This is a genomic window from Devosia sp. 63-57 (assembly GCF_001899045.1).
GTDB classification, from domain to species: Bacteria; Pseudomonadota; Alphaproteobacteria; order Rhizobiales; family Devosiaceae; genus Devosia; species Devosia equisanguinis.
In genome coordinates this window covers 96,907-122,291 of sequence record NZ_MKUY01000004.1, presented here as the reverse complement: position 1 = coordinate 122,291, position 25,385 = coordinate 96,907, and the positions used below count along the sequence as shown (strand labels likewise).

General features: G+C 62.6%; 25 protein-coding genes. 9 read left to right on the top strand and 16 right to left on the bottom strand.

Features of this window, described 5'->3' with window-relative positions; translation table 11 throughout:
• Positions 1-36: 36 nt before the first annotated feature.
• Complete coding sequence (locus BGO80_RS05745; protein ID WP_126149980.1) at positions 37-264, top strand: flagellar basal body rod C-terminal domain-containing protein; 228 nt, start codon at positions 37-39, stop codon at positions 262-264.
• Positions 265-420: 156 nt separating this feature from the next.
• Here the strand turns inward: BGO80_RS05745 and BGO80_RS05740 are convergent, their stop codons facing one another.
• Positions 421-675, bottom strand: a complete 255-nt coding sequence (locus BGO80_RS05740) for a DUF2312 domain-containing protein (protein WP_126149981.1) — start codon at positions 673-675, stop codon at positions 421-423.
• A gap of 270 nt (positions 676-945) precedes the next feature.
• Here BGO80_RS05740 and BGO80_RS05735 point away from each other — a divergent pair, with 270 nt between their 5' ends.
• The gene (locus tag BGO80_RS05735) at positions 946-1,491 is read left to right on the top strand and encodes a DUF1036 domain-containing protein (RefSeq protein ID WP_126149982.1); all 546 of its coding nucleotides are present in this window, start codon (positions 946-948) and stop codon (positions 1,489-1,491) included.
• The gene (pyk, locus tag BGO80_RS05730; RefSeq protein ID WP_126149983.1) at positions 1,488-2,927 is read left to right on the top strand and encodes a pyruvate kinase; all 1,440 of its coding nucleotides are present in this window, start codon (positions 1,488-1,490) and stop codon (positions 2,925-2,927) included. The genes BGO80_RS05735 and pyk overlap by 4 nt, the downstream gene beginning before the upstream one ends.
• A gap of 56 nt (positions 2,928-2,983) precedes the next feature.
• Here the strand turns inward: pyk and BGO80_RS05725 are convergent, their stop codons facing one another.
• The 12 genes from BGO80_RS05725 to BGO80_RS05670 all read right to left on the bottom strand — a co-directional run bounded on the left by BGO80_RS05725 (position 2,984) and on the right by BGO80_RS05670 (position 16,524).
• Positions 2,984-3,385 (bottom strand): SRPBCC family protein, encoded by a 402-nt coding sequence (locus BGO80_RS05725; protein WP_126149984.1) that lies wholly within the window; start codon positions 3,383-3,385, stop codon positions 2,984-2,986.
• A 175-nt stretch (positions 3,386-3,560) separates the two neighbouring features.
• Positions 3,561-3,971 (bottom strand): SRPBCC family protein, encoded by a 411-nt coding sequence (locus BGO80_RS05720; RefSeq protein WP_126149985.1) that lies wholly within the window; start codon positions 3,969-3,971, stop codon positions 3,561-3,563.
• Positions 3,972-4,063: 92 nt separating this feature from the next.
• Positions 4,064-4,189 (bottom strand): type B 50S ribosomal protein L36, encoded by a 126-nt coding sequence (gene ykgO / locus BGO80_RS05715; RefSeq protein ID WP_046105532.1) that lies wholly within the window; start codon positions 4,187-4,189, stop codon positions 4,064-4,066.
• A 185-nt stretch (positions 4,190-4,374) separates the two neighbouring features.
• On the bottom strand, positions 4,375-5,400 hold the full coding sequence (locus tag BGO80_RS05710) for an ABC transporter ATP-binding protein (protein ID WP_286719833.1): 1,026 nt from the start codon (positions 5,398-5,400) through the stop codon (positions 4,375-4,377).
• Positions 5,400-6,383: an ABC transporter ATP-binding protein gene (locus BGO80_RS05705; protein ID WP_126149987.1), complete on the bottom strand. Its 984-nt coding sequence runs from the start codon at positions 6,381-6,383 to the stop codon at positions 5,400-5,402. The genes BGO80_RS05710 and BGO80_RS05705 overlap by 1 nt, the downstream gene beginning before the upstream one ends.
• A gap of 1 nt (position 6,384) precedes the next feature.
• Positions 6,385-7,305 carry an ABC transporter permease gene (locus BGO80_RS05700; protein ID WP_126149988.1) on the bottom strand — a complete coding sequence of 307 codons (921 nt, stop codon included), beginning with the start codon at positions 7,303-7,305 and terminating at the stop codon, positions 6,385-6,387.
• The gene (locus BGO80_RS05695; protein ID WP_126149989.1) at positions 7,305-8,228 is read right to left on the bottom strand and encodes an ABC transporter permease; all 924 of its coding nucleotides are present in this window, start codon (positions 8,226-8,228) and stop codon (positions 7,305-7,307) included. Before BGO80_RS05695 ends, BGO80_RS05700 begins: the two co-directional genes overlap by 1 nt.
• 105 nt (positions 8,229-8,333) lie before the next feature.
• The gene (locus BGO80_RS05690) at positions 8,334-9,950 is read right to left on the bottom strand and encodes a peptide ABC transporter substrate-binding protein (protein WP_286719827.1); all 1,617 of its coding nucleotides are present in this window, start codon (positions 9,948-9,950) and stop codon (positions 8,334-8,336) included.
• Positions 9,951-10,304: 354 nt separating this feature from the next.
• A complete protein-coding gene (locus BGO80_RS05685) occupies positions 10,305-10,466 on the bottom strand; it encodes a hypothetical protein (protein WP_286719825.1) in 162 nt (53 codons plus the stop codon).
• Entirely contained in the window at positions 10,463-11,746 is a 1,284-nt protein-coding gene (locus BGO80_RS05680) for an acetyl-CoA C-acetyltransferase (protein WP_286719823.1), read from the bottom strand. Before BGO80_RS05680 ends, BGO80_RS05685 begins: the two co-directional genes overlap by 4 nt.
• Before the next feature lie 180 nt (positions 11,747-11,926).
• Positions 11,927-13,888 carry a 3-hydroxyacyl-CoA dehydrogenase NAD-binding domain-containing protein gene (locus BGO80_RS05675; protein WP_286720741.1) on the bottom strand — a complete coding sequence of 654 codons (1,962 nt, stop codon included), beginning with the start codon at positions 13,886-13,888 and terminating at the stop codon, positions 11,927-11,929.
• Positions 13,889-14,040: 152 nt separating this feature from the next.
• On the bottom strand, positions 14,041-16,524 hold the full coding sequence (locus tag BGO80_RS05670; RefSeq protein WP_286719822.1) for an acyl-CoA dehydrogenase: 2,484 nt from the start codon (positions 16,522-16,524) through the stop codon (positions 14,041-14,043).
• 419 nt (positions 16,525-16,943) lie between these two features.
• On the opposite strand from BGO80_RS05670, the gene BGO80_RS05665 reads away from it, so the two are divergent.
• From BGO80_RS05665 to BGO80_RS05650, 4 genes are read left to right on the top strand one after another with little or no spacing between them, the layout of a single operon-like run.
• A complete protein-coding gene (locus BGO80_RS05665; RefSeq protein WP_286719820.1) occupies positions 16,944-18,656 on the top strand; it encodes a long-chain-fatty-acid--CoA ligase in 1,713 nt (570 codons plus the stop codon).
• A complete protein-coding gene (locus BGO80_RS05660) occupies positions 18,653-19,045 on the top strand; it encodes a MerR family DNA-binding protein (protein WP_126150661.1) in 393 nt (130 codons plus the stop codon). The genes BGO80_RS05665 and BGO80_RS05660 overlap by 4 nt, the downstream gene beginning before the upstream one ends.
• A 49-nt stretch (positions 19,046-19,094) precedes the next feature.
• Positions 19,095-19,352, top strand: coding sequence for a type II toxin-antitoxin system Phd/YefM family antitoxin (locus BGO80_RS05655; protein ID WP_126150660.1), 258 nt, complete (start codon positions 19,095-19,097; stop codon positions 19,350-19,352).
• Positions 19,349-19,603: a Txe/YoeB family addiction module toxin gene (locus BGO80_RS05650; protein ID WP_286719818.1), complete on the top strand. Its 255-nt coding sequence runs from the start codon at positions 19,349-19,351 to the stop codon at positions 19,601-19,603. Before BGO80_RS05655 ends, BGO80_RS05650 begins: the two co-directional genes overlap by 4 nt.
• A 10-nt stretch (positions 19,604-19,613) precedes the next feature.
• Here the strand turns inward: BGO80_RS05650 and BGO80_RS19445 are convergent, their stop codons facing one another.
• Genes BGO80_RS19445 through BGO80_RS05635 form a run of 3 tightly spaced genes read right to left on the bottom strand, consistent with a single transcriptional unit; the run spans position 19,614 to position 22,537 of the window.
• Positions 19,614-19,916 carry a UvrB/UvrC motif-containing protein gene (locus BGO80_RS19445; RefSeq protein ID WP_502686543.1) on the bottom strand — a complete coding sequence of 101 codons (303 nt, stop codon included), beginning with the start codon at positions 19,914-19,916 and terminating at the stop codon, positions 19,614-19,616.
• A 60-nt stretch (positions 19,917-19,976) separates the two neighbouring features.
• Positions 19,977-21,542 carry a cisplatin damage response ATP-dependent DNA ligase gene (locus BGO80_RS05640; protein WP_286719815.1) on the bottom strand — a complete coding sequence of 522 codons (1,566 nt, stop codon included), beginning with the start codon at positions 21,540-21,542 and terminating at the stop codon, positions 19,977-19,979.
• On the bottom strand, positions 21,539-22,537 hold the full coding sequence (locus BGO80_RS05635) for a ligase-associated DNA damage response exonuclease (protein WP_286719813.1): 999 nt from the start codon (positions 22,535-22,537) through the stop codon (positions 21,539-21,541). The genes BGO80_RS05640 and BGO80_RS05635 overlap by 4 nt, the downstream gene beginning before the upstream one ends.
• A gap of 181 nt (positions 22,538-22,718) precedes the next feature.
• On the opposite strand from BGO80_RS05635, the gene BGO80_RS05630 reads away from it, so the two are divergent.
• Positions 22,719-24,410 (top strand): ABC transporter ATP-binding protein, encoded by a 1,692-nt coding sequence (locus BGO80_RS05630; protein ID WP_286719810.1) that lies wholly within the window; start codon positions 22,719-22,721, stop codon positions 24,408-24,410.
• On the top strand, positions 24,407-25,378 hold the full coding sequence (locus BGO80_RS05625) for an aldo/keto reductase (RefSeq protein WP_286719807.1): 972 nt from the start codon (positions 24,407-24,409) through the stop codon (positions 25,376-25,378). Before BGO80_RS05630 ends, BGO80_RS05625 begins: the two co-directional genes overlap by 4 nt.
• Positions 25,379-25,385 lie beyond the last annotated feature (7 nt).

The following is a 25,385-nucleotide window of genomic DNA, read 5'->3' as shown; positions in this document are numbered from 1 at the left end:
CCTTGATGGTCGCGCGCCTGTGTTTGGAGTTGCGCTATGACCATGACCAGCCTTGCCCTCGGCGCCAGCGGCATGCACCGCGCCAGCGACCGGCTAGACGCTAGCGCTACCCGCATTGCGCGATCAGGCACTGATCTCGAAGGCGTCGACCTGGCGCGGGAAATGGTGGGCATTCTCGAGGCCAAGACCAGCTTCAGCGCTTCGGCCAAAGTGGTGACCACTGCTGACCAGATGTCGAAGTCTCTCCTCGACATCCTTGTCTGATCGCTGCACCGAGCCTCCAGATAAAACATCCGTCAGACGCGCCGACAACACCGGACGACCAGACATGGCGGCGCGCAGCCCGCACCGGCCACAAGCGAAAAGCGCAGGCACCGCCCCAACGGCGCCCGCGCTTTGATTTTTATAGAACAGCTGCCCTTACGGCGCTTCGACCATGCCCAGGGCCGACATGTAGAGCTCGAGCAGGGCTTCCTGCTCCATGCGCTCATTGGCGTCCTGCTTGCGGATGGCCACGATCTTGCGCAGGATCTTGGTGTCGAAGCCGTTGCCCTTGGCCTCGGCATAGATCTCCTTGATGTCGGCGGCGATGGCTGCCTTCTCTTCTTCCATCCGCTCGATGCGCTCGATAAAGGCGCGGAGCTGGTCCTGGGCGACGCTATCTTCAACGGCCATGGCAAACCTCTCAAAAACTGTCTGTGTGGCAACAAGCCGGCGCGACATTCTCTGCCGATTGTGTCCGCATCGTGCGGCAGGCGGGCAGCGGCCGGTCAAAAATGATCCGGCCTCGTTGAACCGCAAGCGCGGTGCCGGTTCAACCCTTTTGTGGGTCAATCCACATGACACACACACCCCCTCCGTGCATACCCGCAATTCCGACAAAACCGCCCTTTAGCCATTGACCTCGTCTTTCGCATCGGCTCAAACAAAGGCACCGATTTACCGATGAATTCCGGCTTCCCCGTGCACAGCATCCGCCTCGGCTCGACCCTGCTGATTGCAGCCCTTGGCGGGCTGGTTGCTTTCGCCACGCCGGCGCAGGCCGATTTGCGCATCTGCAACGAGACCGCCAATCTCGTCTCGGTGTCCATGGGCTATCGCGCCGAGCGCGGCTGGATGAGCGAAGGCTGGTGGCAGACCCCGCCCGGCGACTGCCGCGTGCTGTATCAGGGCGACCTGCAGCGCCGCTTCTACTATCTCTACGCCGTCGACGACATTGGCGGCGGCGCCTGGGATGGCGAGGTGTTCATGTGCACCCGTGACGAAACCTTCACCATATTCGGGGTTGAGGATTGCCTCGCCCGGGGCTATGAGCGCACCGGGTTCTTTGAAGTCGATACTCAGAACCGGACCGACTGGACGCTGCAGTTGACCGAAAGTGCGGGTGCTCCCGCCGTCGTCGGACCGGACCTGGGTGAAGACCTCGAGGATCCGGCATTTCTCGTCGATCCCGACGCCCCCCTAACGCCAGACAAGACGGACACGCAATGAGACGGATCAGACGCGCGAAGATCCTCGCCACCCTCGGGCCAGCCAGCCACGAGGAAAAGATGATCGAGGAACTGGCCAAGGCGGGCGCCGATGTGTTCCGCATCAATATGAGCCATGCCAGCCACGACCTGCTGCACCAGACCGTGGCGCGCATCCGCCGCGTCGAAGAGCGTCTCAAGCACCCCATCGGCATCCTTGCCGATCTGCAGGGCCCCAAGCTGCGCGTCTGGAAGTTCGCCGAAGGCTCGGTGAACCTGGTCGCGGGCCAGAAATTCACCCTCGACAGCACCGCTGACGACCAGGGCAATACCGAGCGGGTTTACCTGCCGCATCCGGAAATCATCGAATCGGTTTCCGTCGGCGACCGTCTGCTTCTGGACGATGGCAAGCTGCAGCTCAAGGCGACTAAAGTCGGAGGCGGCGTCATCGAGACCGAGGTGGTCTATGGCGGCAAGCTCTCCGACAAGAAGGGCGTCTCCCTTCCCGATACACTGCTGCCCACCGGCGCGCTGACCGAGAAGGATCATGCGGACCTGCTCGAAGCGCTCAAGGCCGAAGTCGACTGGATCGCCCTCTCCTTCGTGCAACGCCCCGAAGACATCATCGACGTGCGCAAGATCGTCCAGGGTCGCGCCGGCGTCATGGCCAAGATCGAAAAGCCCCAGGCCATCGAGCGGCTCGAGGAAATCGTCAAGCTCTCCGACGCCATCATGGTGGCGCGCGGTGATCTCGGCGTCGAGCTGCCGCTCGAAACCGTGCCGGGCCTGCAGAAGCGCATGATCCGCATGTGCCGTCGCTACGGCAAGCCGGTGATCGTGGCGACGCAGATGCTCGAATCCATGATCACCGCCCCGGTGCCGACCCGCGCCGAAGTCTCGGACGTGTCGATCGCCGTCTTCGAAGGCGCCGATGCGGTCATGCTTTCGGCCGAAAGCGCCTCGGGCCAGTATCCGATCGAAGCCGTCGCCACCATGAACAAGGTGGCCGTGGCGGTGGAAAGCGACGCCAACTATCGCGGCATCATCCGCGCCGCCCAGACCGAGCCGGAAGCCACAGCTGCCGACGCCATCTCCGCCGCAACCCGCCAGGTTGCCGAGACGCTCGACCTGGCTGCCATCGTCACCTACACCGCCTCTGGCTCGACCGGCATTCGTGCGGCTCGCGAGCGGCCCAGCAAGCCGATCATTGCCCTGTCGCCGAACCTGCGCACCATTCGCCGCCTCTCGGTGGTCTGGGGCATTCATTGCGTGCAGACCGAGGACGCCGTCAACCTCGAGGACATGGTCGATCGCGCCTGCGTCATCGCCTATCAGGAAGGCTTTGCCCGCCCCGGCGACCGCATCGCCATCACCGCCGGCGTGCCGCTGGGCACCCCTGGCGCCACCAATATGCTGCGCATCGCCTTTGTCCGCCAGGATGGCGCCGGCTCCAGCTGAGCCAGGCCGCAGCATTGCAAATGCAGAACGCCACCCCCCGGGGTGGCGTTTTCGTTTCACGGCAGATCGAGATAGGCCTTGAGCACCTGCAGGTCCGTCCGCAGCCATTCGCATTCTGAGCTGAACTGGTCGTCGCTCTCATCGGCGGTCTGAATGATCGTCAGGCAAAGCTCCGTGCCCTTGCCATTGGGGAACACCCGGATGTGGTGCACCCGTGGTAGGCGCCCTTCCACCGCCACGGCAAGATCGAGCACTCCGAGCGCATTGGGCGGGGTAAAGGTCAGCTGGACGTCTTGGCCGAAATAGCGCGAGTGCCAGACATAGCCACTGGCCTGTCGCAGCTGCATGTCCCGCACGCCGTCGGTCCAGAGCAGGATATTGGCGGGATTGCTGAGAAAGGCATAGGCTTCCGCATACGGCCGGTTGATGGCCAGGCTGAGCGTGCGACTGGGAAACATGGTCTTGCAACACGTGGAGTGCAGGAACGCAGCGTCTGCGTCAGCCTGCGGGAGAGGCGGGGACCGGCTTCTGCCCGGCGGCGCAGCCTTATCACACGGGAAACCTGCGTCAAACCATTGATTTAGATAGATAAATTTGCAGATAGTGCACGAATTTTCTGTGCAATATCCGGTTTCAGCCTTGTTGAGATTCGATGAGGGTCTTCAGCGTCATCAGATCGGTATTGATCCATTCGATCGCAGACGAAAACGTCGTCTCACTCATGCCCACACGCTGCAGGAAAGTGAATTCGAGCCGGGTAGTGCCATCCTCAAGCGGCGAGATACGCAGCGGCATCCACAAGAGCGGATCACCCGGCGCGAACACGGCATGGTCGAAAATGCCATCGCCATTGGGCGGGCTGAAGCGAATATGGCGAACCCCGCCAAAGCGCACCTCGGCCGACCAGTCGCCATTGGGCAATTGCTGATAGGTATTGGGGTCGACTGCCGCCCATTCCGGATAATTGCGCGGATTGGCCAGATAGGCCTCGGCCACCGCATAGGGGGCCTCGATATCCAGGACGAATTTTTGCGACAGGGCCATGAACCATCCTTGCTGGAGCCGGGCCCAGAAAGCAACAAAGCCCGCACTAGCATGCGGGCTTTGTCGATCAGGTCAAGTCCTGGAGTCTGCGCTTAGCCCTGGCGGGCCTTGAAGCGCTTGTCCACCTTGTTGATGATGTAAACGCGTCCGCGACGGCGGACGAGCTTGTTCGCGCGGTGGCGAGTCATCAACGCCTTCAGCGAGTTGCGGATCTTCATCGTTCTAATCCTCAGGTCAAACAACAAGGGCGCCAAGGCGCCCCGAAAACTGGGCCCTTCATAGGGAATATGCCCTCGCCTGTCAACGCGCCAAACAGAGAGTTTTCCCGCTTTATCCCGCGACATCTGCGCAAGATGCGGCTGGGGCAGGCAAAGGCCCGCCCCAGCCGGAAGCACTGCGCGCCTCAGGCGCCCAGGACTGCCTCCTGGTCCGCCGGAATTTCAATTTCACGCCAGCGCAGGCACGCCACCAACCGCCCATTCTCGATGGTTTCGAGTGGCGGCCGCTGCTCGGCACATTGCGGTTTGGCAAAGCGGCAGCGCGTGCGGAAGGTACAGCCCGAAGGTGGATTGATCGGCGAGGGGATTTCCCCCTTGAGCGCATCGATCCGTCTTTGCCGGGCCAGATTGGGGTCCGGTATCGGCACCGCCGTCAGCAAGGCACGGGTATAGGGGTGCTTGGGATCGTCATAGATCTCGTCCCCTGTCGCCAGCTCGACGATGCGGCCGAGATAGAGCACCAGGATACGGTCCGAAACGTGCCGCACCACCGACAGATTGTGCGAGATGAAGATCAGCGTCAGCCCGAACTCGTCCTTGAGCTCGGCCAGGAGATTGAGAATCTGCGCCTGGATGGACACGTCCAGCGCCGATACCGGCTCGTCGCAGACGATGAGCTTGGGTTCGGTGATCAGCGCCCGGGCAATGCCGATGCGCTGCGCCTGCCCGCCCGAAAACTCGTGCGGATAGCGGTTGATCATTTCTGGCAGCAGCCCCACCGATTCCATGATCCGCACCACGCGGGCCCGTCGCTCGGTCTTGCTGAGGTCAGGCTTGAGCGTGCGCAGCGGGTCCTCGATGATCTCGCCCACCGTCATGCGCGGATTGAGCGAGGCAAGCGGGTCCTGGAAGATGATCTGCAGATCGGCGCGACGCTTGCGCATCTCTTCGGCCGGCAGCCGCGTCAGGTCCTGACCCAGCCACAGCACCTGCCCCTGGTCGGGGGAGAGCAATTGCAGGATGCAGCGGCCGAGCGTCGACTTGCCACAGCCGCTCTCGCCCACGATCCCCAGGGTTTCGCCCTGACGCACGTTGAAGTTGATATCCTCGAGCGCCGTCAGCGTCAGCTTGCGGGAAAACAGGCCCGTGGCGATCGAGAAGGTCTTCTTGAGATCACGGATTTCGAGAAGATTGCCTGGCGACTGATTCATCACGCCACCTCTTCATATTTGAGTGGGCCTTCGTAGAAACAGGCTTTTTCCCGACCGTCCCCGATCGGGGTCAGTGGCGGCCGCTCTTCGAGACACTTGGCGAAACAGAAGGCGCAGCGCGGATTGAACGAGCAGCCCTTGGGCAAGTGCTCGAGGCTGGGCGGCAGACCCTGGATCGGATCGAGCCGCGCCGCGCGATGCGCGATATGCGGCGTCGAATGCAGGAGACCCAGCGTATAGGGGTGGCGGGGGTCGTAGAACAGATCGTCGACCCGTCCCTTCTCCACCGCCCGGCCGCCATACATCACCATCATGCGGTCGGCGACGCCGGCGACCACGCCCAGATCGTGGGTGATCAGCACCAGCGAGGTGCCGAAATCATTGGTGAGGGTCTTGAACAGATCCAGCATCTGCGCCTGCACCGTCACGTCGAGCGCGGTGGTCGGCTCGTCGGCGATGAGGATTTTCGGCTGGCACAGCAGCGCCATGGCGATCATCACGCGCTGGCGCATACCGCCGCTCATTTCGTGCGGATAGGCATTGGCGCGCTTGACCGGTTCGGGGATACCGACCCGCTCGAGCATTTCCACCGCCGACTTGGTCGCCTGTTCCCGGCTGAAGCCGCGATGCTTGACCAGCACTTCGGACAGCTGGGTCTTCACCCGGAGGCTGGGATTGAGCGAGGTCATCGGATCCTGGAAGATCATGGCGATGTCCTTGCCGCGGATGCGGTCGAGGGCATGGGGCGCCATGCCCACCAGATTGGTCTCGCCCAGCATAGCCTTGCCGGTGGTTTTGCCATTGCGGGCCAGAAGCCCCATGATCGAGAGGAAGGCCTGGCTCTTGCCCGACCCGCTCTCCCCCACCACGGCCATGGTCTCACCCGCTTCGAGCGAGAAGTTGAGGTTGTTCACCGCCCGCACTTCTGAATTGCGCAGGGCGAAGGTGACGCTGAGGTCCTGAACATCGAGTACTTTGGTCATGTCAGCGATCCTTGGGATCAAGCGCGTCGCGCAGGCCGTCACCGATATAGGTGAGGCAGAACAAGAGCGTGACCAGCACCGCAGCCGGCGCCATCAACAGCCAGGGCATCACCTCGGCCACCGGCGCACCGGCGGAGATCAGCGTGCCGAGCGAGGTCTGCGGCTCCTGCACGCCAAGGCCGAGATAGGAGAGGAAGCTCTCGGCGATGATGATTTCGGGAATGGTCAGCGTTGCATAGATCACCACCGGCCCGGTGAGATTGGGCACGATATGGCGCAGGATGATGGTGAAGGGTTTTGCCCCGCCGGCCTTGGCCGCCTCGACGAATTCCTTCTCCTTGATGCTGAGCGTCTGTCCGCGCACGATACGCGCCATGGTCAGCCATTCGATCGCCCCGATACCGACAAACAGCAAGACCGGATTACGGCCGAACATCACCACGAGGATGATCACGAACAGGATATAGGGCAGCGCATACATGATATCGACGATACGCATCATGATGGCGTCGACCCGGCCGCCGAAATAGCCGGCAACGGCACCATAGACGACGCCGATGCTGACCGAGACGAACGTCGCCACGAAGGCCACGATCAGGCTCATCTGCGTGCCCTGCAGCACGCGGGCCAGCATGTCGCGGCCATTCTGGTCGGTGCCCAGATAATGCCCCGCCTCGAAATTGGGGGGCTTGCGGATATTGCTCCAGTCGACCTGTGAATAGGCCCATGGCACGAAATAGGGGCCGACAAACGCGACGACCACGATCAGCACCAGGATGAAGATCGACAGCACCGCAGCCTTGTTGCGGCTGAGGCGATAGAGCGCGTCCTGCGTCAGGGACCGGCCCTTGGGCGCGTCCAGAGTGGCCAGCTTGTTGGCGTAGTCGGTGAGAACGGCGTCTTTTCCGGTAAACCCAGCCATCAGCGATACCTCACCTTGGGATCGAGCCAGGCATAAATGAGGTCCACGATCAGATTGAGTGCGAGAATAATGAACATATAAAGGATGGTCGTTCCCAGAACGATGCCGTAGTCGCGGTTGAGCGCTGCGGTCACGAAGTACTTGCCAATCCCCGGCAGGCCGAAAATCTGTTCGACGGCCAGCGAGCCGGTGAGCAGATAGGACAGGCCGGGCCCGAGATAGGAGACCACGGGCAACAAAGCCGGCTTGATGGCGTGACGCGCCAGCACCAGCCGTTCACCCAAACCCTTGGAGCGCGCCGTACGCACGTAATTGGTGCCCAGCACTTCGATCATCGAACCGCGCATCAGCCGGCTGATGCGCCCCGCATGCGGCCAGGCCAGCACGGTGACGGGCAGCACCAGATGCATCCAGCTGCCATTGACCCAGCCGCCGGCCGGAAGCCACTTGAGATAGACGCCAAACCACAGCTGCAGCAGCGCCGCCATGAGGAAGTTCGGGATCAGCACGCCAATCATCACGCCCAGCACCAGCACATAGTCGGGCCACTTGTTCTGATAGACGGCGGCGACCATGCCCGCGAGCATGCCAATGGCCGTGGCGATGACGAAAGCGGTCAGCGCCATGGTGAGGGTGAAGGGGAAGCCGATGGCGATCAGCTGGCTGACATTGAAGCCGTCGATCACCATGGAGGGACCGAGGTCGCCCTGCAGCAGGCGCCAGACATAAATGAAATACTGCGTGATCAGCGGCTGATCGAGATTGTAGTGGGCCCGCAGATTGGCCAGCACGGTGGGGGGCAGGGCCCGCTCGCCGTCGAAGGGGCCACCGGGCGCCAGACGCAGGATGAAGAAACAGACTGTAACAGCGATCAGTGCAATCGGAATGGCCGAGAGCACGCGCCGGAAGGCATAGGCCAGCATGAATTAGGACTCCTTGCCGGAGCGCTCGCAGACAGGGGGCCTGTGCGCATCACGGACAAAAGAACCGTGGGGGCTGTTGGCCCCCACGATCATCATTCTTTCCGCTTATTCCGACTTCGAGAGCCAGCGGGTGCGGAAGATGTTCTTCGGGTTTTCCTCGAAGCCCGAGATCTTCGGCGACACGACGTCCTTGGACACGTACCAGTAGATGGGGATCGCGGCGAACTCGTCCATGGCGATCTTTTCGGCCTTGGCGAGCAGCTCGCCGCGGGCCACCAGATCGAGCTCGGTCGAAGCCTGGGTCATGAGCGCGTCGAACTCGGCGTTCGAGAAACGGCCATAATTGTTGCCCCAGTTCATCGTGCCGGCCTGGTCGGTACCGGTCTTGAGCAGGTCCAGCGTGTTGGACGGGTCATTATAGTCCATCAGCCAGCCAGCACGGCCGACCTGGAAGTCACCGGCGCGCAGGGCGTCGTAGTGAACGGCGGTTTCGGCGTTGAACAGCTCGACCTTCACACCGATCGGCTCCCACATGGCGGCGATCGCCACGGCGATACGCTGGTGGTTGTCATTGGTGTTGTAGCGCAGCTGCAGGGTGAGCGGGTTGCTCGGGCCGTAGCCGGCTTCGGTCATCAGGCCGATGGCCTTCTCGACGCGTTCTTCATAGGGAACGTCGGCCCATTCGGGATGGTAGGCGTTCTCGACATAGTTGGCAGCGCCCGGCGGCACCCAGCCATAAGCCGGCAGTTCGCCGGTGCCCAGGATATCGGGACCGATCACGTCACGCACGATGGTGGTCGAGAGCGCTTCGCGGATACGGACGTCGGAGAGGACCTGGCCCTCTTCCTGGTTCATCACATAGTAGTAGATGCCCAGGAACGGGGTCACGTGAGCCTGGCCCGGCAGGTTCTCCTGCATCCAGGCATACTGGTCTGCGGGGAAGTCGGTCAGGATGTCGAATTCGCCGGCGCGGTAGCGGTTGAGCGCTGCGGCCTGGTCTTCGAGCACGTGGTAGAACACTTCATCGATCTGCACATTGGCAGCGTCGTAATAGTCGGCGTTCTTTTCCGAACGGACATAGGAGCCCGGCAGCCATTCCTTGATCAGGTACGGGCCGTTGCCGACGATGTTCTCGACCTTGGTCCAGTCATCGCCCAGCTTCTCAACGAGATGCTTGGGAACCGGATAGGCGGTGTAGTGGGTCAGCGCTTCGAGGAAATAGGGGGTCGAAGCGTTGAGGGTGATTTCGAGCGTCTTGTCGTCAATGGCCTTGACGCCAAGTTCGTTGAGATCGGTGATCTCGCCGGAATTGATGGCTTCAGCGTTCTTGATCGGGAACTGCAGGTAGGCGTAGTCGGCGGCGGTGGTCGGGTTGAACAGGCGCTGGAAGGCGAACACGAAGTCGCCGGCCGTCACCGGGGTGCCGTCGGACCACTGAATGCCGTCACGCAGATGGAAGGTATAGACCGTGCCATCTTCGGAGATATCCCAGCTTTCGGCCTGGCCAGGAATGGCTTCGGCGGTCGGGCTTTCGGTCAGCAGGCCTTCGATATAGTCGCCGATGACGCGGTTTTCCCAGTCGCCAGAGGCCTTATGCGGGTCGAGCGTGCCCGGATCACCACCATTGTGCAGCTGCAGCGTCACGGCGGAAGCTGCAGTGCTCATCATCAGCGCCATTGCGCCGGCGGTAGCGACCGCCTTCAGAGCTGTCGTGAACTTCATTCTCGTCCCATCTCCTTGTGGAATTCTTCGATCTTTGTCGGCTGCGCCGTTCAGTCTGCGCAGCGTGCGAACCTCATGGCCGCCAGTTTTTACCTGTCGGTCAAGGTAATTGGACGGTATCCCGCAATTCCGTCCACTGACAAGCAAAAGATTGACCTAAACGTCATCAAACCGCCGGTTGTGAACATTCTGCGATGACCTGACACAGGGAAACGTTATTGCGCCCGCTATTGGTGCGACGCAAAGTCGTTTCCAATCCGTCATGAATTCGCCACGAGCCCTAACGGCAATAATGCAAACACGGCGCCCGCCTGCCGGCAGCTCCGGTTAACAAACTGGCAACACCCAAAAATTTCAGCCGCCCAGCAATCCGGCGTTCTGCACGGCATAGATCGCCAGGGCCAGCGCAACCAGCGCGGCAAAGGGTACCCAGGCGGGCACTGGCCCGCGGGGTTTCTTCACCGGCGGCTCGGGCTTTTTCTCCGGCCGCCGGAATTTGATAACGTTTTCGCTCATGCCGCGCTCTCTACCAGAGCGGCGACGCCCATGCCACCGGCCGTGCACACCGAGATCAGCGCGCGCTTACCCACCTGTCCCGAAAGCAGCTTGGCTGTCAGCCCCAATATACGCGCCCCGGTGGCGGCGAAGGGATGGCCATAGGCCAGGCTCGAGCCCTTGACGTTGAGCTTGGCCGGATCGATCTCGCCCAGCACCGCGTCGCGGCCCAGCACGTCGCGGCAATAGGCTGGATCGTTCCACGCCCGCATCGTGCACAGCACCTGCGCCGCAAAGGCTTCGTGCAGCTCGAAATAATCGATATCGGCAAAACCGAGCCCGGCACGGTCCAGCATTTCGCTGACCGCAATGGTCGGCGCCATGAGCAGGCCCTCGCCATGGGCGAAGTCATTGCCGGCGACCCGCCCCATGCTCAGATAGGCCAGGATCGGCAGGCCGCGCGCCTTGGCCCAGTCTTCGCTGGCCAGCAACACGCTCGACGCCCCATCGGTGAGCGGCGTCGAATTGCCGGCGGTCAGCGTGCCACTGCCGGACTTGTCGAAAGACGGCTTCAGCGAGGCCAGCTTTTCCAGGCTCGTATCGGTACGCACATTATTGTCCCGCACCAGCCCGGCGCATTGCACCAATAGGTCGTCCTGGAAGCCCTCGTCATAGGCCGCCGAGGCATTGCGATGGCTGGCCACGGCCAGCGCATCCTGCGCCTGGCGGGAAATCCCCCACTCCTTGGCCATCAATTCGGCATGCTGGCCCATGGAAAGGCCCGTACGCGGCTCGTTGACCGATGGCGCTACCGGCGCAAGTTCCCCAAAGGAAAACCCCTTGGTGAAAGCCTTTAGCTTCTGCCCCGTGGTCTTGGCGGCATTGGCCGCAAGCAGGCGGTGCTGGAATTTCGGCCCGAAGACGATGGGGCTGTCGCTGACCGTGTCCGATCCAGCGGCAATACCGCTGTCGACCTGTCCGGAAGCAATCTTGCCGGCCAGGAGCAGCGCCGCCTGCAGGCTGGTTCCGCAGGCGATCTGCACCGTCGTCCCCGGCGTGCGCGGCGACAGCCCCGCATCGAGCAGCGCCTCGCGGGCAATATTGAAATCGCGCGAATGATTGATCACGGCGCCCGCAATCACCTCATCCACCTTCTCGCCCTTGAGCCCATATTTCTCGGCCAACCCAGCCAGGGTCGCGCCCAGCAGGGAGAGATTGGTTTCATCGCTATAGGCCGTACCGCCCCGCGCGAATGGAATCCGGGCCGAACCGACAATGGCAACGCGCTTGAGTTCAGTCATGTTTTTGTCCCTCAACGAGGTTGCAATTCTGACGCGGGAGGCGCCCAACCCACTGATCGTCACCCTCGGGCTTGACCCGATGGCTCTTCAGTTGGGGATGGCGCAGCAAGTTCAGGCCCCTCGGGTCAAGCCCGAGGGTGACGGCCGGGGATAGTGCGGACAGATGCGCAATAACGCCCATCACGCCCGCCCATCCGCACGAGCCCGCATCGGACCACCGAGGAAAGGCGCAAATCCCGTCCCCATGATCACGCCAACATCGGCCAGGTCAGCCGAACCGACGACGCCCTCTTCCACCACCACCTCGGTCATGTCCACCAGCGGCTTCACCAGTTCGCGGCCCAGCGCCGCAAGATCGGCATGCGCCGGGGTCTCACCCTTGACCGCCTTGCCCTTCTCCCACTTGTAAAAACCTTCGCCGGTCTTGCGTCCCAATTTGCCCTCGGCGATCAGCCGCGCAAACCGGCTATCGGCCGGTATGGAGTGTCCCAGTTCGGTCGCCACCGACTTGCCGACATCCAGGCCCACTGTATCCATGAGCTCGATCGGCCCCATCGGCATGCCGAAGGCCACGGCGGCGGCGTCGAGCAATTCCTTGCTCTCGCCCTTTTCCACCCGCTCCACGGCGCCCAGCATATAGGGCATGAGCACGCGATTGACCAAAAAGCCCGGCGCCGATTTCACCACCACAGGCGACTTGCCGATGGCGAGCGCAAAGCTTGCACCCCTGGCGATGGCTTCGTCGGAATTGAAGCGCGAGCGGATCACCTCGACCAGCGGCAATTGCGCCACCGGATTGAAGAAGTGCAGTCCGATCAGCCGCCCCGGCTCCTTCAGCGCCTCGGCAATGCGTTCGAGTTCGATCGAGGACGTATTGGTCGCCATGATCGCGCCCGGCTTCATCCGGCCCTCGACGCCGGAAAAGATCGATTGCTTGACCTCGAGCTTTTCCACCACCGCCTCGATGATCACATCGGCGCGCGGCACGCCACTGCCCTGCGGGTCGGCGGTCAGCCGCAGCATGGCGGCATCGACTTCGCGCTTTTTGCGGTAGCGCTTCTGAAACAGCTTCTTGGCCCGATCCAGCGCCGGCTGGATGCGCGCCATGTCGAGATCCTGCAGCGTCACGCTCATCCCGCGATAAGCGCACCAGGCCGCGATATCGCCGCCCATCACCCCAGCGCCGATCACATGCACACGCGCAAACTTTGCGCCCTTGAGCCCCTGCTTCTTGAGCCCCTCGGAGAGAAAGAATACCCGGCGCAGATTGGTGGCGGTGGGCGAGCCCATTAGTGGCACGAAGGCATCGATTTCCCCGCGCACCATCGCCTGCCAGTCATTGCCGTGCTTTTCGAACAGATCAATCAGCGCATAGGGCGCTGGATAATGCTCGCGCCGCGCCTTCTTGCCAGCCTGCTTGCGCATCTGGTTGGCCACCGCCTCGCGCACCAGCGGCAAGGCGGTGAGCTTCTTGGTCCAGCCGGCGCCACTCGACCGGCGCGATTGCAGCACCGCCTTGCGGCCTTCCCAGCGCAGCATGTCGCGATGCCGCACCAGCTTGTCGACAAGATTGAGCCCCCGCGCCGCGCCGGCCCGCAGCATCTTGCCGGTCAGCATGATCTGCATGGCATCGACCGGCCCTGCCTGCCGGATCGACCGACCCGTACCGCCAAAGCCGGGAAAAATCCCGAGATTGACTTCGGGAAAGCCGATGCGGGTTTTGTCGTCATTGACGGCGATGCGATAGTGGCAGGCCAGCGCCAGTTCCAGCCCGCCGCCGAGGCAGAAGCCGTGGATGCCGGCGACGACAGGCACCTTCAAATTCTCGATCCGCCAGAACAGCGCATGGGTCCGCTTCAGTGCCTCGGTCAGCACCGACGGCTCGCTGATGCCATCAAACTCGGAGACATCGGCCCCGGCGATAAAGCCGCTATCCTTGCCGGACAGCAGCACCACGCCGACCAATTGCTTGGAATTGGCCAGGTCCTCGATCCGCGCCACCAGCGTTTCGAGCTCCATGATCGCTTCCCGGCTCAGCACATTCACCGAACCCTCGGGGGAATGAATGGTGAGCCAGCCGATCTTCTCGAGATCGGTGTGAAAGCTCCAATGCTTCGTCTCGGTTGCCTGTGGGGCGATCATGGTCACTCCTCAAATCCTCCAGTCGGTCTCCCCTCCCCCTTGAGGGGAGGGGTCGGGGGTGGGGGTCCATCAGTGCACCACCAACCACCCCCACCCTCATTCCCTCCCCTCAAGGGGGAGGGAGGCGCAGGCTCAGCTCGCATCACTCGATTTCATCCAACGAATGAAGCCAACTCCGCGGCCTGCGGCTTGGTTTCCTTCAAGACATCCATCTCGAAATCATCGACATGCACCGCCCGGTTGGTCGCCTCGTCGGCCGCCCGCATGATGCCGGCCTCATTGTCGTTGAGCACGCCCGCAGCCACCGCATCGGCAATGGCATCACGGTCGAGCCGCCGCTCGAACACACCCTTGCGCGACGCCTTGATGAACCGACCTTCGATCTCCTCAGCCTCGGTCACCTTGATGAACGCGTCTTCCAGAACGCCCGTAACGTCATTGGGGTCCATCGAAACATAAACGCCCGTCGTCAAACGATCGCGGAAGGCGCCGGGCCGCAGCACCGCGCGCACGAAGCGATAATTGACCCGGTCGCTTGAGCGCTTGGCATGCCGCCCCAGCGGAAAGCAGAGGAAGCGCATGGCATTGGCGAAGACCGGATTGGGGAAATTGGCAAACACCTCGCCGAAGATGCGTTCGATATTGGCAACACGGTCTTCCATGATCGCGTCGACCAGTTCCTTGTCCTCGGCGATGCGGCCTTCCTCGTCGAAACGCTTGAGCGTTGCCGACATCAGGTAGAGCTCGCCCAGGAGGTCCGCCATGCGGCCGGAAAGCTTCTGCTTGCGCTTCAGCGCCCCGCCCAGCACCACCGTGGTCCAGTCGGCCACCAACGCGAAATCCTGCGCATAGCGATGCAGGCGACGATACCATTTGGCCATTGGCCCTTCATTGGGCGAGGTGGCGAAGGCGCCATTGCTCACCCCATGCAGGAAGCTGGCAGCGATATTGCGCAGCATGAACTTGGTGTGGCCGCCAAAGGCGGCGTGGAACGCCTCCATGCCGGCGCGCTTGTCCTGCGACTGGGCCGCTTGCACTTCCTTGAGCAGATAGGGATGGGCGCGCAGCACCCCTTGCGCAAATGTCATCAGCGTGCGGGTGAGAATGTTCGCACCCTCCACCGTGATGGCCACCGGCAGGGCCTGATAGGCGCCGAACAGATAATTGCCCGGCCCGTCCTGAATGGCGCGCCCGCCATGGATATCGAAGGCATCGTCCATGCTGTCGCGCATGGCTTCGGTGGTGGTGTATTTGAGCAGGCCCGCAATCACGGCCGGGCGCTGGCCTTCATCCACCATAGACGCCGTCAGCCGCCGCGCCGCCTCGTACATATAGGCGCGCTTGATCATCTCGCCCAGCGGTTCGGCCACGCCCTCCATGATCCCGACCGGAATGCCGAACTGTCGCCGCACCCGCGCATAGGCAGACGTGGCGCGCAGCGTCGCCTTGATCGAGGTCGAACCGATGGCCGGCAGCGAAATGGCGCGGCCGGTCGAGAGACATTCCATCAGCATGCGCCAGCCCTGGCCGGCATAGTCGGTGCCGCCGATCAGGAAATCCATGGGCACGAACATGTCCTTGCCGCGCACTGGCCCGTTCATGAACGCCTGGCGCGCCGGAAAATGCCGGCGACCGATATCAAGGCCGGGATGGTCATGGGGGATCAATGCCAGGGTAATGCCGATATCCTCGCCCCGCCGCAGCAGGTTATCGGGGTCCTTGAGAATGAAGGCGAGGCCTACCAGCGTCGCGATCGGGGCCAGGGTAATATAGCGCTTGTCGAAGCTGAGCCGCACGCCCAGCACTTCCTCGCCATTATACATGCCCTTGGTAACGACACCGATATCGCGCATGCCACCCGCATCCGAGCCCGAATGCACGCCGGTTAGCGCAAAGCACGGCACGTCCTGGCCAGTGGCGAGGCGATGCAGATATTTCTCCTTCTGCGCCGGCGTGCCGTATTTCTCAAGCAGCTCACCCGGCCCGAGCGAATTGGGCACCATGACCGTGATCCCCGCCGCCACCGAGCGGCTGGCGATCTTGGAGACGATCATCGACTGCGCCTGAGCCGAAAACCCGAGCCCCCCATGCTCCTTGGCAATGAGCATGCCCAGGAAACCCTTGTCCTTGAAGAACTGCCAGAGCTCCGGGCTGAGATCGGCGCGATTGTGACGGATATCCCAGTCGTCGATCATGCGGCAGGCCGCTTCGGTCTCATTGTCGAGAAAGGCCTGCTCTTCGGCGGTCAGGGTCAACGGCCGGATTTTGGTCAGCTTGTCCCAGTCCGGGCGGCCGGAGAACAGTTCGGCGTCCCAGCCGACAGTACCGGCGTCGAGCGCCTCCTGTTCGGTGCGACTGACCTTGGGCAGGATGGATTTGACTGCCGCATAAATCGGCGGCAGCAGCAGCGCCATCCGCACCGGCTTGAGACTCAGCGCCAGCAGCACCGCGCCCAGGACGATCAGCAGCCAGCTGCCAAAGCCCAGCCCATAGACTGCACTGCCCGCCTCGGTAAAGCCGATCCCCGACAGCAGCGCAATGACCACCATCGCCAGGCCCCACTGCCACATCGGGCTTTCGCGCATCGCCAGCACGGCGAAAACCACAAGACTGACTGCAATTAGCAACAAGGTCACTGCTCTGTCCTCCCAGAGCGTCTGCCGGCGAAAGGTCTGGGCCGCCGTTTGCAAACGCGCCAACTTCAAGATCGGGCGCCGGCAATCGTTCCGCCACCCCGTCCATTCTACCCATGCAGGACCTGCCCTCGACGCGGCAAGCCCCAGTGCCGTCTCCACAGCTTAGCGCCGTGACCAGCATTTGTTGAGCCAGTTTACTCAAGTTTACGTATACGTCAATCCAGCGCACATTAGGTCATGCATCAATGTGCAGAACCCGTAGGATGACCAAGTCCGGGCATCGAATTGACGCTAACGTAAAGCCATGGAATACTTTGCTAACCACGCAATGCCAGCCGCAGCAGCGGCAACCGGTCAACGTCCGGACATTGCGCGAGGGAGCCATCCGCTGGCGACAGCGGCATATGAGGAGGAACGCCATGGATACCACGACGACGACCCCCGCTACGCCGCGCCCCTGGATATCGAGCTATCCCGAGGGCATGCGCTGGGACGCCGAGATCGACACCACACCGGTACATGAACAGGTGCTTGCCGCCTGCGCCAAGAATCCATCCGCCGTTGCGTTGGATTTCCTCGGCGGCACCACCACATTCGGCGATCTCGCCAAGCAGATCATCGCCTTTGCCGGCGCCCTGCAGCGCCAGTTCGGCGTCACCAAGGGCACGCGCGTCGCCATCATGCTGCCCAACACGCCCTTCTATCCCATTGCCTATTTCGGCGTGCTGCGGGCCGGCGGAACGGTGGTCAATTGCAACCCGCTCTATACCGTGCCCGAGCTCAGCCACATCACGGCCAATGCCGGCGCCGATGTGATGATCACGTTGGACCTGCAGCAGATTTTCGAGAAGGGCGAAGCCCTGCTCGCAGCCGGTCACGTCAAGTCTCTGGTGGTCTGCCACTTCCCCAATGCCCTGCCGCTGGTCAAGAAAATCCTGTTCTCGGTGGCCAAGCGCAAGGATCTGGCGCAGCCGAAAAAATCCCGCTTTGCCGATCGCATCACCAGCTTCGGCGACATGATCGCGGCCAAAGCCACGCCCGACGCGGTGGTCATCGCCCCCGATGACGTTGCGGTGCAGCAATATACCGGTGGCACCACCGGCGTCCCCAAGGGCGCCCTGCTCACCCATGCCAATATCGCCGCCAATATGAGCCAGATCGACCAATGGGGTGACGGGCTGTTCTACCCGCCTTCCAAGGTCGTGGCCGTGCTGCCCTTTTTCCATATCTTCGCCATGACCGTCTGCATGAACGTGCCGCTCTGCAACGGCACTCAGGTGGTGATGCTGCCGCGCTTCGAGCTCAAGGCACTGCTCAACCTGCTCACCCGCACCCGCGCCAATGTGCTGCCGGCCGTGCCGACCCTGCTCAACGCCATTGCCCGCGCCGACACCGCCACTGCCGAACAATTGGCAAGCCTTGAAGTCGCCATCTCCGGTGGCGCGGCCCTGCCAGACGAAGTGCGCAATGCCTTCGCCAAGAAATCCAAGGCGCTGCTCGCCGAAGGCTATGGCCTCACCGAAGCCTCCCCCGTCGTATGCTGCGCCGCCCTGCGCGTGCCCTCCAAGCCCATGTCCATCGGCATGCCGCTCCCCGCCACCGACCTGCGCTTCGTCGATGTCGACAGTGGCAAGGTGGTGGAAACCGGCGAGGACGGCGAACTGCAGGTCAAGGGCCCTCAGGTCATGCCAGGCTATTTCGAGGACCCCAAGGCCAGTGCCGACGCCTTCATGGATGGATGGCTGCGCACCGGCGATGTCGGCCATATCGACGAGGACGGCTACGTGTTCCTGGTCGATCGCATAAAGGATCTCATCATCTGCTCGGGCTTCAACGTCTATCCGCGCACCATCGAGGAGGCGCTGATGACCCATGAGGCCGTCGAAGAGGTCAATGTCATCGGCGTGCCGGACGAGTATCGCGGCGAAGCCCCCGTCGCCTATATCAAGCTGCGCGCCGGCCAGTCTGCCACAGAGGAAAGTCTCAAGACCTTCCTCAAGGACAAGCTCAACAAGATCGAAATGCCCAAGGAGATCATTTTCAAGGACGCCTTGCCCAAGACGCTGATCGGCAAATTGTCCAAGAAGGAACTCCGCGAGGACTATGCCCAGACAAGAGCCGCAAAGAAGTGAACCGGATCGACGCCGACAACAAGGATCTCTACGCCATTGCCGACCTCGCCAAGGAGTTCGGCATCTCGACGCGCGCGATCCGTTTTTATGAATCCAAGGGCCTGATCGCCCCCGAACGGGTGGGCGCCACCCGCGTCTTCCGCCGCCGCGACCGCGCCCGGCTGATCCTCATCCTGCGCGGCAAGCGGCTGGGCTTTTCCCTGCGCGACATCTCCGACTATCTCAGCCTCTACGATGCCGACCGCAACCAGCAGGTCAACCTGCTCGCCGAAAAGGTCGACGAACGCATCGCCCTGCTCGAACGTCAGCGCGACGACCTTGAAACCACCATTTCCGAACTCCGTGAAATCAAGAACCTCGCCGACCAGCGGGTGCAGAAAGCGAGCTGATTGATTTTTTGTACAAAATAACGTACATAAGCGCGCAAGGAGACCTCCCATGCGCGCCAAATCCATTTCCGACTTTCGCAAAAACATCGCGGCCGACATCGATACGGTCATCGAAACCCGCGAACCCCTGATCGTCACGCGGACCGGCGGGAAAAAGCCTGTAATTGTCATCCCTCTGGATCAGGCGAGCGCCTGGGATGAGACAGCATATCTGCTGAGCAGCCCGGCCAACGCCGCAAGGCTTCGTGAAGCCATTGCCGAAGCCAATCGGGGCGAAGGAACGGTCCGCGAGCTGATTGAGGAATGAAAGTCGCCTTTATGTCGAAAGGCTGGGAGGACTATCTGTATTGGCAGGCGACCGACAAACAGGTGATCAAGAAACTCAATTCGTTGATCAAGGACTGCCAGCGCTCGCCCTTTGAAGGCATCGGGCAACCCGAAGCGTTGAAGCACGAATTCTCCGGCTGGTGGTCGCGACGCATTACGGACGAGCACCGCCTTGTCTATCGCCTGGTGGAAGACCGGCTGGAAATAGCCCAATGCCGCCATCACTATTGATGGCCAGGACCTAACGTCCCCGCGGCTTCCCTTTCGTCATCAGGTCCGGCTTTTTCGGCTTCACCCAGCCCTTGGGCGGTTGCCGCACCGGACTGTCCGATCCCAATCCCATCTGCCCCGGCGGTGGTTGGCCCACCGAAACCTCGACTGGCTTGCCCTCGTCGAGGATCACCTGCGTGGCGCCATTCTCCCCCTTGAGCCGGGCAATCTCGTCGCGCAGCGTCGCCGCCCGCTCGAAATCGAAATCCGCCGCCGCGTGCTCCATCTCCTGCTCCAGCGCCGCGAGACGCGCATGATTGCTGCGTGATGACATCTGTCTCTCCCAATTCGCCGAACCGCCCCTCCCCCTCTTTCAGGGGAGGCTGGGTGGGGGCTACCCCACAAATGCATCCATGTCCTCGAGCCGCGCCGCCTGCTGCGCCGGCTTGTCCCAGCGGATGCGGTTGATGCGCGGAAACCGCAGGGCCACGCCCGACTTATGCCGCCCGCTCTTTTGCGCGCTGTCGAACGCCACCTCGAAGACCAGTTCCTTCTTCACCTCACGCACCGGCCCGAAGGCCGCTGTGGTATTGGCGCGGATCCAGCGATCGAGCTGTTTCAGCTCCTCGTCGGTAAAGCCGAAATAGGCCTTGCCGATCGGCACGATCTCATTGCCCTTCCATACGCCGAATGTGTAGTCCGAATAATAGGAACTGCGCTTGCCATGCCCACGCTGGGCATACATCAGCACGGCGTCCACCACATTGGGATCGCGCTTCCATTTGTACCAGAAGCCTTTCGGCCGCCCGGGCACATAAGGAGCGGTCCGGAGCTTGATCATCACCCCCTCATGCCCGTGCTCGTCCGCCCCCTGTCGGCGCAAACGGCCGAGATCGTCCCAGTCGGCAAATGGCAATATTTCGGACAGGTCCATGCGGGTCTGCGGATTGGCCGCAAACCAGTTTTCAAGCCGCGCTCGCCGGTCCTGCCAGCCGAGTGCCCGGATATCCTCATCGCCATCGAACAGCATGTCATAGACCCGCACGAAAGCCGGCAATTCGCTCATCTGCTTGCCCGACGCCACCTTGCGATTGAGCCGCTGTTGCAGGTCGTTGAAACTCCTGGCGTCGAAGTCGTGCCCCACCAGCAGTTCCCCGTCCAGCACCGCCCGGCCCATCGCCGCCTCGACGACGTCTGGAAAACTCGCCGCAATATCGTCGCCGGTGCGCGAAAACAGCGAAGCACCGTTCTTGCCCAGCACCAATTGCACCCGAATGCCGTCCCATTTCCATTCGGCGGAGAAATCGGCGGGATCGAGCTTTTCGAAATCCTTGTCCTCGATCGGGTTGGACAGCATCAGCGGATGAAACCGCGCCGTATGATCAATTTCTGGCCGTTCCGCCTTGCCCTCCAGCCAGGCGAACAGTTCCTCATAGGGCGGCTTCAGCCCATGCCAGACTTCCTCGATCGCCTGCAACTCGACCCCGCTCATCTGCGCCAGCGCCGTCTTGGCCAGTCGCGCCGATACGCCGATGCGCAGGGCTCCGGTGGCCAGCTTGACCAGGGCCCAGCGCTCATGAATCGCCGCCTGCGTCAAAAGCCCACCAATCACCTTGGGCAATTGCGCCTTGCTGGTGGTGTTGAGCAACTGCACCAGATCGCGCAATCGCGGCAGCTCGCCCGCGCCGTGGTGGGGCCAGATCAACGCGATGGTCTCGCCGAGATCGCCGACATAGTCGTAGCTCAGCGCAAACAGCGTCTCGTCCACCTCGGCCAGCACCGTTTCCTTGAGCAGCGCCGGTTTGACATTGCTGATGTCCATTTCCCCGGTCAGCACCGCCAGCGCCAGCCCGCGATCGGGATCGGGCACCTCGGCAAAATACTGCGCCAGCGCTACAATCTTGCGCGTCCGCGATGGCGTCAATGCGAGAAGTTCCAGCAGGTCGGCAAAGCGCTTCATTCGCCACCCTCCCCGCCATCGTCGTCCAATCCCGGCAGAGCCAACGGCTCCGCGTCGAGGCCCTGGGTGCGGCACCAATAGACCAGCGCATCCTCGCGACCATGCGTCACCCACACGGTCGAAGCGCCGCTTTCGAGGATGGAGGCATTGAGCTCGCCCCAGTCGCAATGGTCCGAAATTACCAGCGGAAGTTCCACCAGCGCCTGACGCGCCCGCTGCTTGACGCTCATCCAGCCCGAGGCCTGGCACACCACGGGATCGGGAAAGCGTCGGCTCCAGCGGTCGCGAATGGCCGAGGGCGGTGCGATCACGATCTGCCCCGCCATCGCCGCCTTGGGCATGCCGGTAGCCGGGATCAATTCGCCCAGCGACACACCCAGTTCTTCATAAAGAGCACAAAGCCGGATCATCGCCCCGTGCAGATAGATCGGCCGGTCCCAGCCGGCATCGCGCAACAAGGCGATCACCCGCTGCGCCTTGCCCAGCGCATAGGACCCCACGAGGTGACAGCGCTCCGGCTGCGTCGCCACCGATTTCAACAGCCGACCGATCTCCTCGCTTGCCCGTGGATGCTGGAACACCGGCAGCCCGAACGTCGCCTCGGTCACCAGGAGATCGCAGGCCACCGGCTCATAGCGCTCGGCCGTGCGGTCCGGCAGCCGCTTATAGTCGCCTGTTATCACCACCCGCTCGCCACCGCGCTCGAGCCGCACCTGCGCCGAACCCAGAATATGTCCGGCGGGATGAAGGCTCACCTTTGTGCCGTCAATATCGAGGTTCTCGCCAAACCGCAGCGCCTCGAACCGCCCGGCGCAATCCTCGCCATAGCGCACCTTCATGATGGCGATGGTCTCGGGCGTCGCCAGCACCGCGCCATGCCCCGATCTTGCATGGTCGGCATGGCCATGGGTGATGATGGCACGCGGCCGCGGCTCCGCCGGGTCGACCCAGGCGTCGATGGAAGGCACATAGAGATTGCGTTCGATGATGGCCATGACACCCCGCGCTCAGCAATCGGAAACGGCGCGCACCCGCATCCGGTTGCGCCGCCTACCTCTCACCTTGCCCCACTCACCCTGCCACCCGCTGGCAGCAATACCATTGCGGGGCCGGATTTGACCCTCACGCGCGGGATCGGCATGGTGCAAGGCCCTTTCCCTGACGAGCGATTCCCCCATGACGCCCAAGGACTGGTCAACCATCTGGCCGCCGCTCAAGTCGATCTACGCCATCTTCCTGCGCCAGGAGCGCTGGATGCTGGTCGGGATCGCCATGGTGGTCCTGGTCAGCGCCATTCTGGCGGTGGTCACGCCCTATGTCTTCTCCCGCCTCGTCGACATGCTGGCAGCAGGCAATCTCCCGGCCGGCATTCTCATGGGCTTTATCGGCTTTGCACTCTTGCGGGGCATCGCCACCATTGCCGGTTATTCGGTCAATTACCTCGCCATCATCGCCGCCGAAAACCTCAACTACATCGCGGCCACCAGCTTCTTTGCCACTCTCTTGCGCAAGCCCGGCGGCTTTTTCATCGATCACAACCCGGTCGAAATCCAGACCGCCCGCAATCAGGGCGAAAACGCCGTCTATGCCCTGGTGCAGCTGGCCATCATCGTCTTTATCCCCGGCATCACCCAGATCATTCTTGCCATTGCCCTGCTCGGCGCGGTGATCACCCCCGAGCTCATGCTCATCGTCGTTATCTACGGCATCTTCTTCATTGGCCTTACCGCCCTCGCCAATCGCTGGACCCGCCCCCTGCTCGACAAGGCCATCGAGGCGCAGCAGGACAATTCCAGCTTCGTCGGCAATGCCGTCAATGCCATGGAGACACTGCGCTATTTCAACGGCGACCGCTGGATCAGCGAGCGCTTCGCCGAAAAGGCCAATCTTTCCCGCGCCTCCTGGATCGGCTGGTCGAGCCGCCGCATCTTCCTCGCCGGCATTTTCGGCGGCGCCCTCGCGGCACAGTTGGCCATTACCTATGCGCTACTGCTGCCGCGCTTTGCCGCCGGCGAAATCAGCGTCGGCGACATCGTCCTCATCAACATGATCCTCATTCAGCTCAACCAGCCTTTCGAGATGATCGGCACCTCGATCGATGAATTGATGCGCGCCGCCGCCCGCTTCATGCCCTTTGCGCGCATGTGGTCCTCGCCCGACGACACCGCCCGCCATGGCGATGCCGCGCTTGTCGTGCGCGAGGGACGATTGGGGTTCGAGAGTGTCGGTTTCCGCTATGGCGAGCGCCAGACTCTCGCGGGCGTCAGCTTCACCGCTGCGCCCGATCGCATCACCTTCATCACCGGGCCCACCGGCTCGGGCAAATCCACCCTGTTCAAGCTGGCGCTCAAGACGCTGGAACCCACCCAAGGCACGATCCGTGTCGACGGCACCGATCTCTCAACCATCAGCCGCACCAGCTGGTATGATGCGGTGGGCGTCGTGCCGCAGGACGTCATGCTGCTCAACGATAGCCTTTCTGCCAATATCGTCCTCGGCCGCCCCTATGACGAAGCCCGCATGCGCGAAGCGGCGGCCCAGGCCTCGGTGCTGTCCTTCATTGAAACCCTCCCCGATGGCTTCGCCACAACGGTGGGCGAACGCGGCCTGAAACTCTCGGGTGGGGAAAGACAGCGTGTATCCATCGCCCGGGCCCTTTACGGCCGCCCCAAGGTGCTGTTTCTGGACGAAGCCAGTTCGGCACTGGACGAAACCACCGAAGCCGAGATCATGATGGAACTGCGCAGCCTGCGCCATGCGGTCACGATCCTGGCCATTACCCACCGGCGCAGCGTCATCGGACCGGAGGACCAGATCGTTACCCTGGCTGAGCGCGCACCGGCCATCCCAATGGAGACTAAGCAATGAAAACGCGGCGACTGGGCAAGACCGGTTATGACGTCAGCGAAATCGGCCTCGGCTGCTGGCAGCTCGGTGGCGATTTCGGCCCGGTGGGCGACGACACCGCCACCGCCATTCTCGACGCGGCCGAGGCCGCCGGCATCAGTTTCTGGGACACCGCTGACGTTTATGGCGGCGGCCTCTCGGAAAGCCGCATCGGCGCCCATGCCAAGCCGGGCATACGCATCGCCACCAAGGTCGGCCGCGATTCCAGCCTCTTTCCCAATGCCTATAGTTTCGAAGGCATACGCGAGAGCCTCCTCGGGTCGGCCCGTCGCCTGGGCGTCCAGACCCTCGATCTCGCCCAGCTCCATTGCGTCCCCACCGAAGTGCTGCGCGAAGGCGCCATTTTCGGCTGGATGGACCAGCTCCGCGCCGAGGGTGTGGTGCGCCATTGGGGCGCCAGCGTCGAAACCATAGAGGAGGGCCTGATCTGCCTCGACCAGCCCGGCTGCGCGACGCTGCAGATCATCTTCAACCTGTTCCGTCAGGACGCCGCCACCACGCTTCTGCCCAAGGCCGCCGAGCGCGACGTCGGCATCATCGTCCGCCTGCCCCTGGCGAGCGGGTTGCTGAGTGGCAAATACGACAAGACCACGCGGTTCGAGGCCAGCGACCACCGCAATTACAATCGCGACGGCGCCGCTTTCTCGGTCGGCGAAACCTTTTCCGGCATTCCCTTCGAGCGCGGCGTCGAACTGGTGCAGGAACTGAGAGGCCTGGCGCCCGAAGCCCTGCCGATGAGCCAGTTCGCCCTGCGCTGGATTCTCGACCACCCCCAGGTGTCGACCGTGATCGCCGGCGTCTCCAAGCCCGAACAGATCGCTGATAACGTCGCCGCCAGCGAGCACAAGAGCCTGTTCCCGGCGCTGATGACCCAGCTGGGCGAATGGTATGAGCGCGAGGTCAAGCCCGAAATCCGCGGCGGCGTCTGAACCTTTG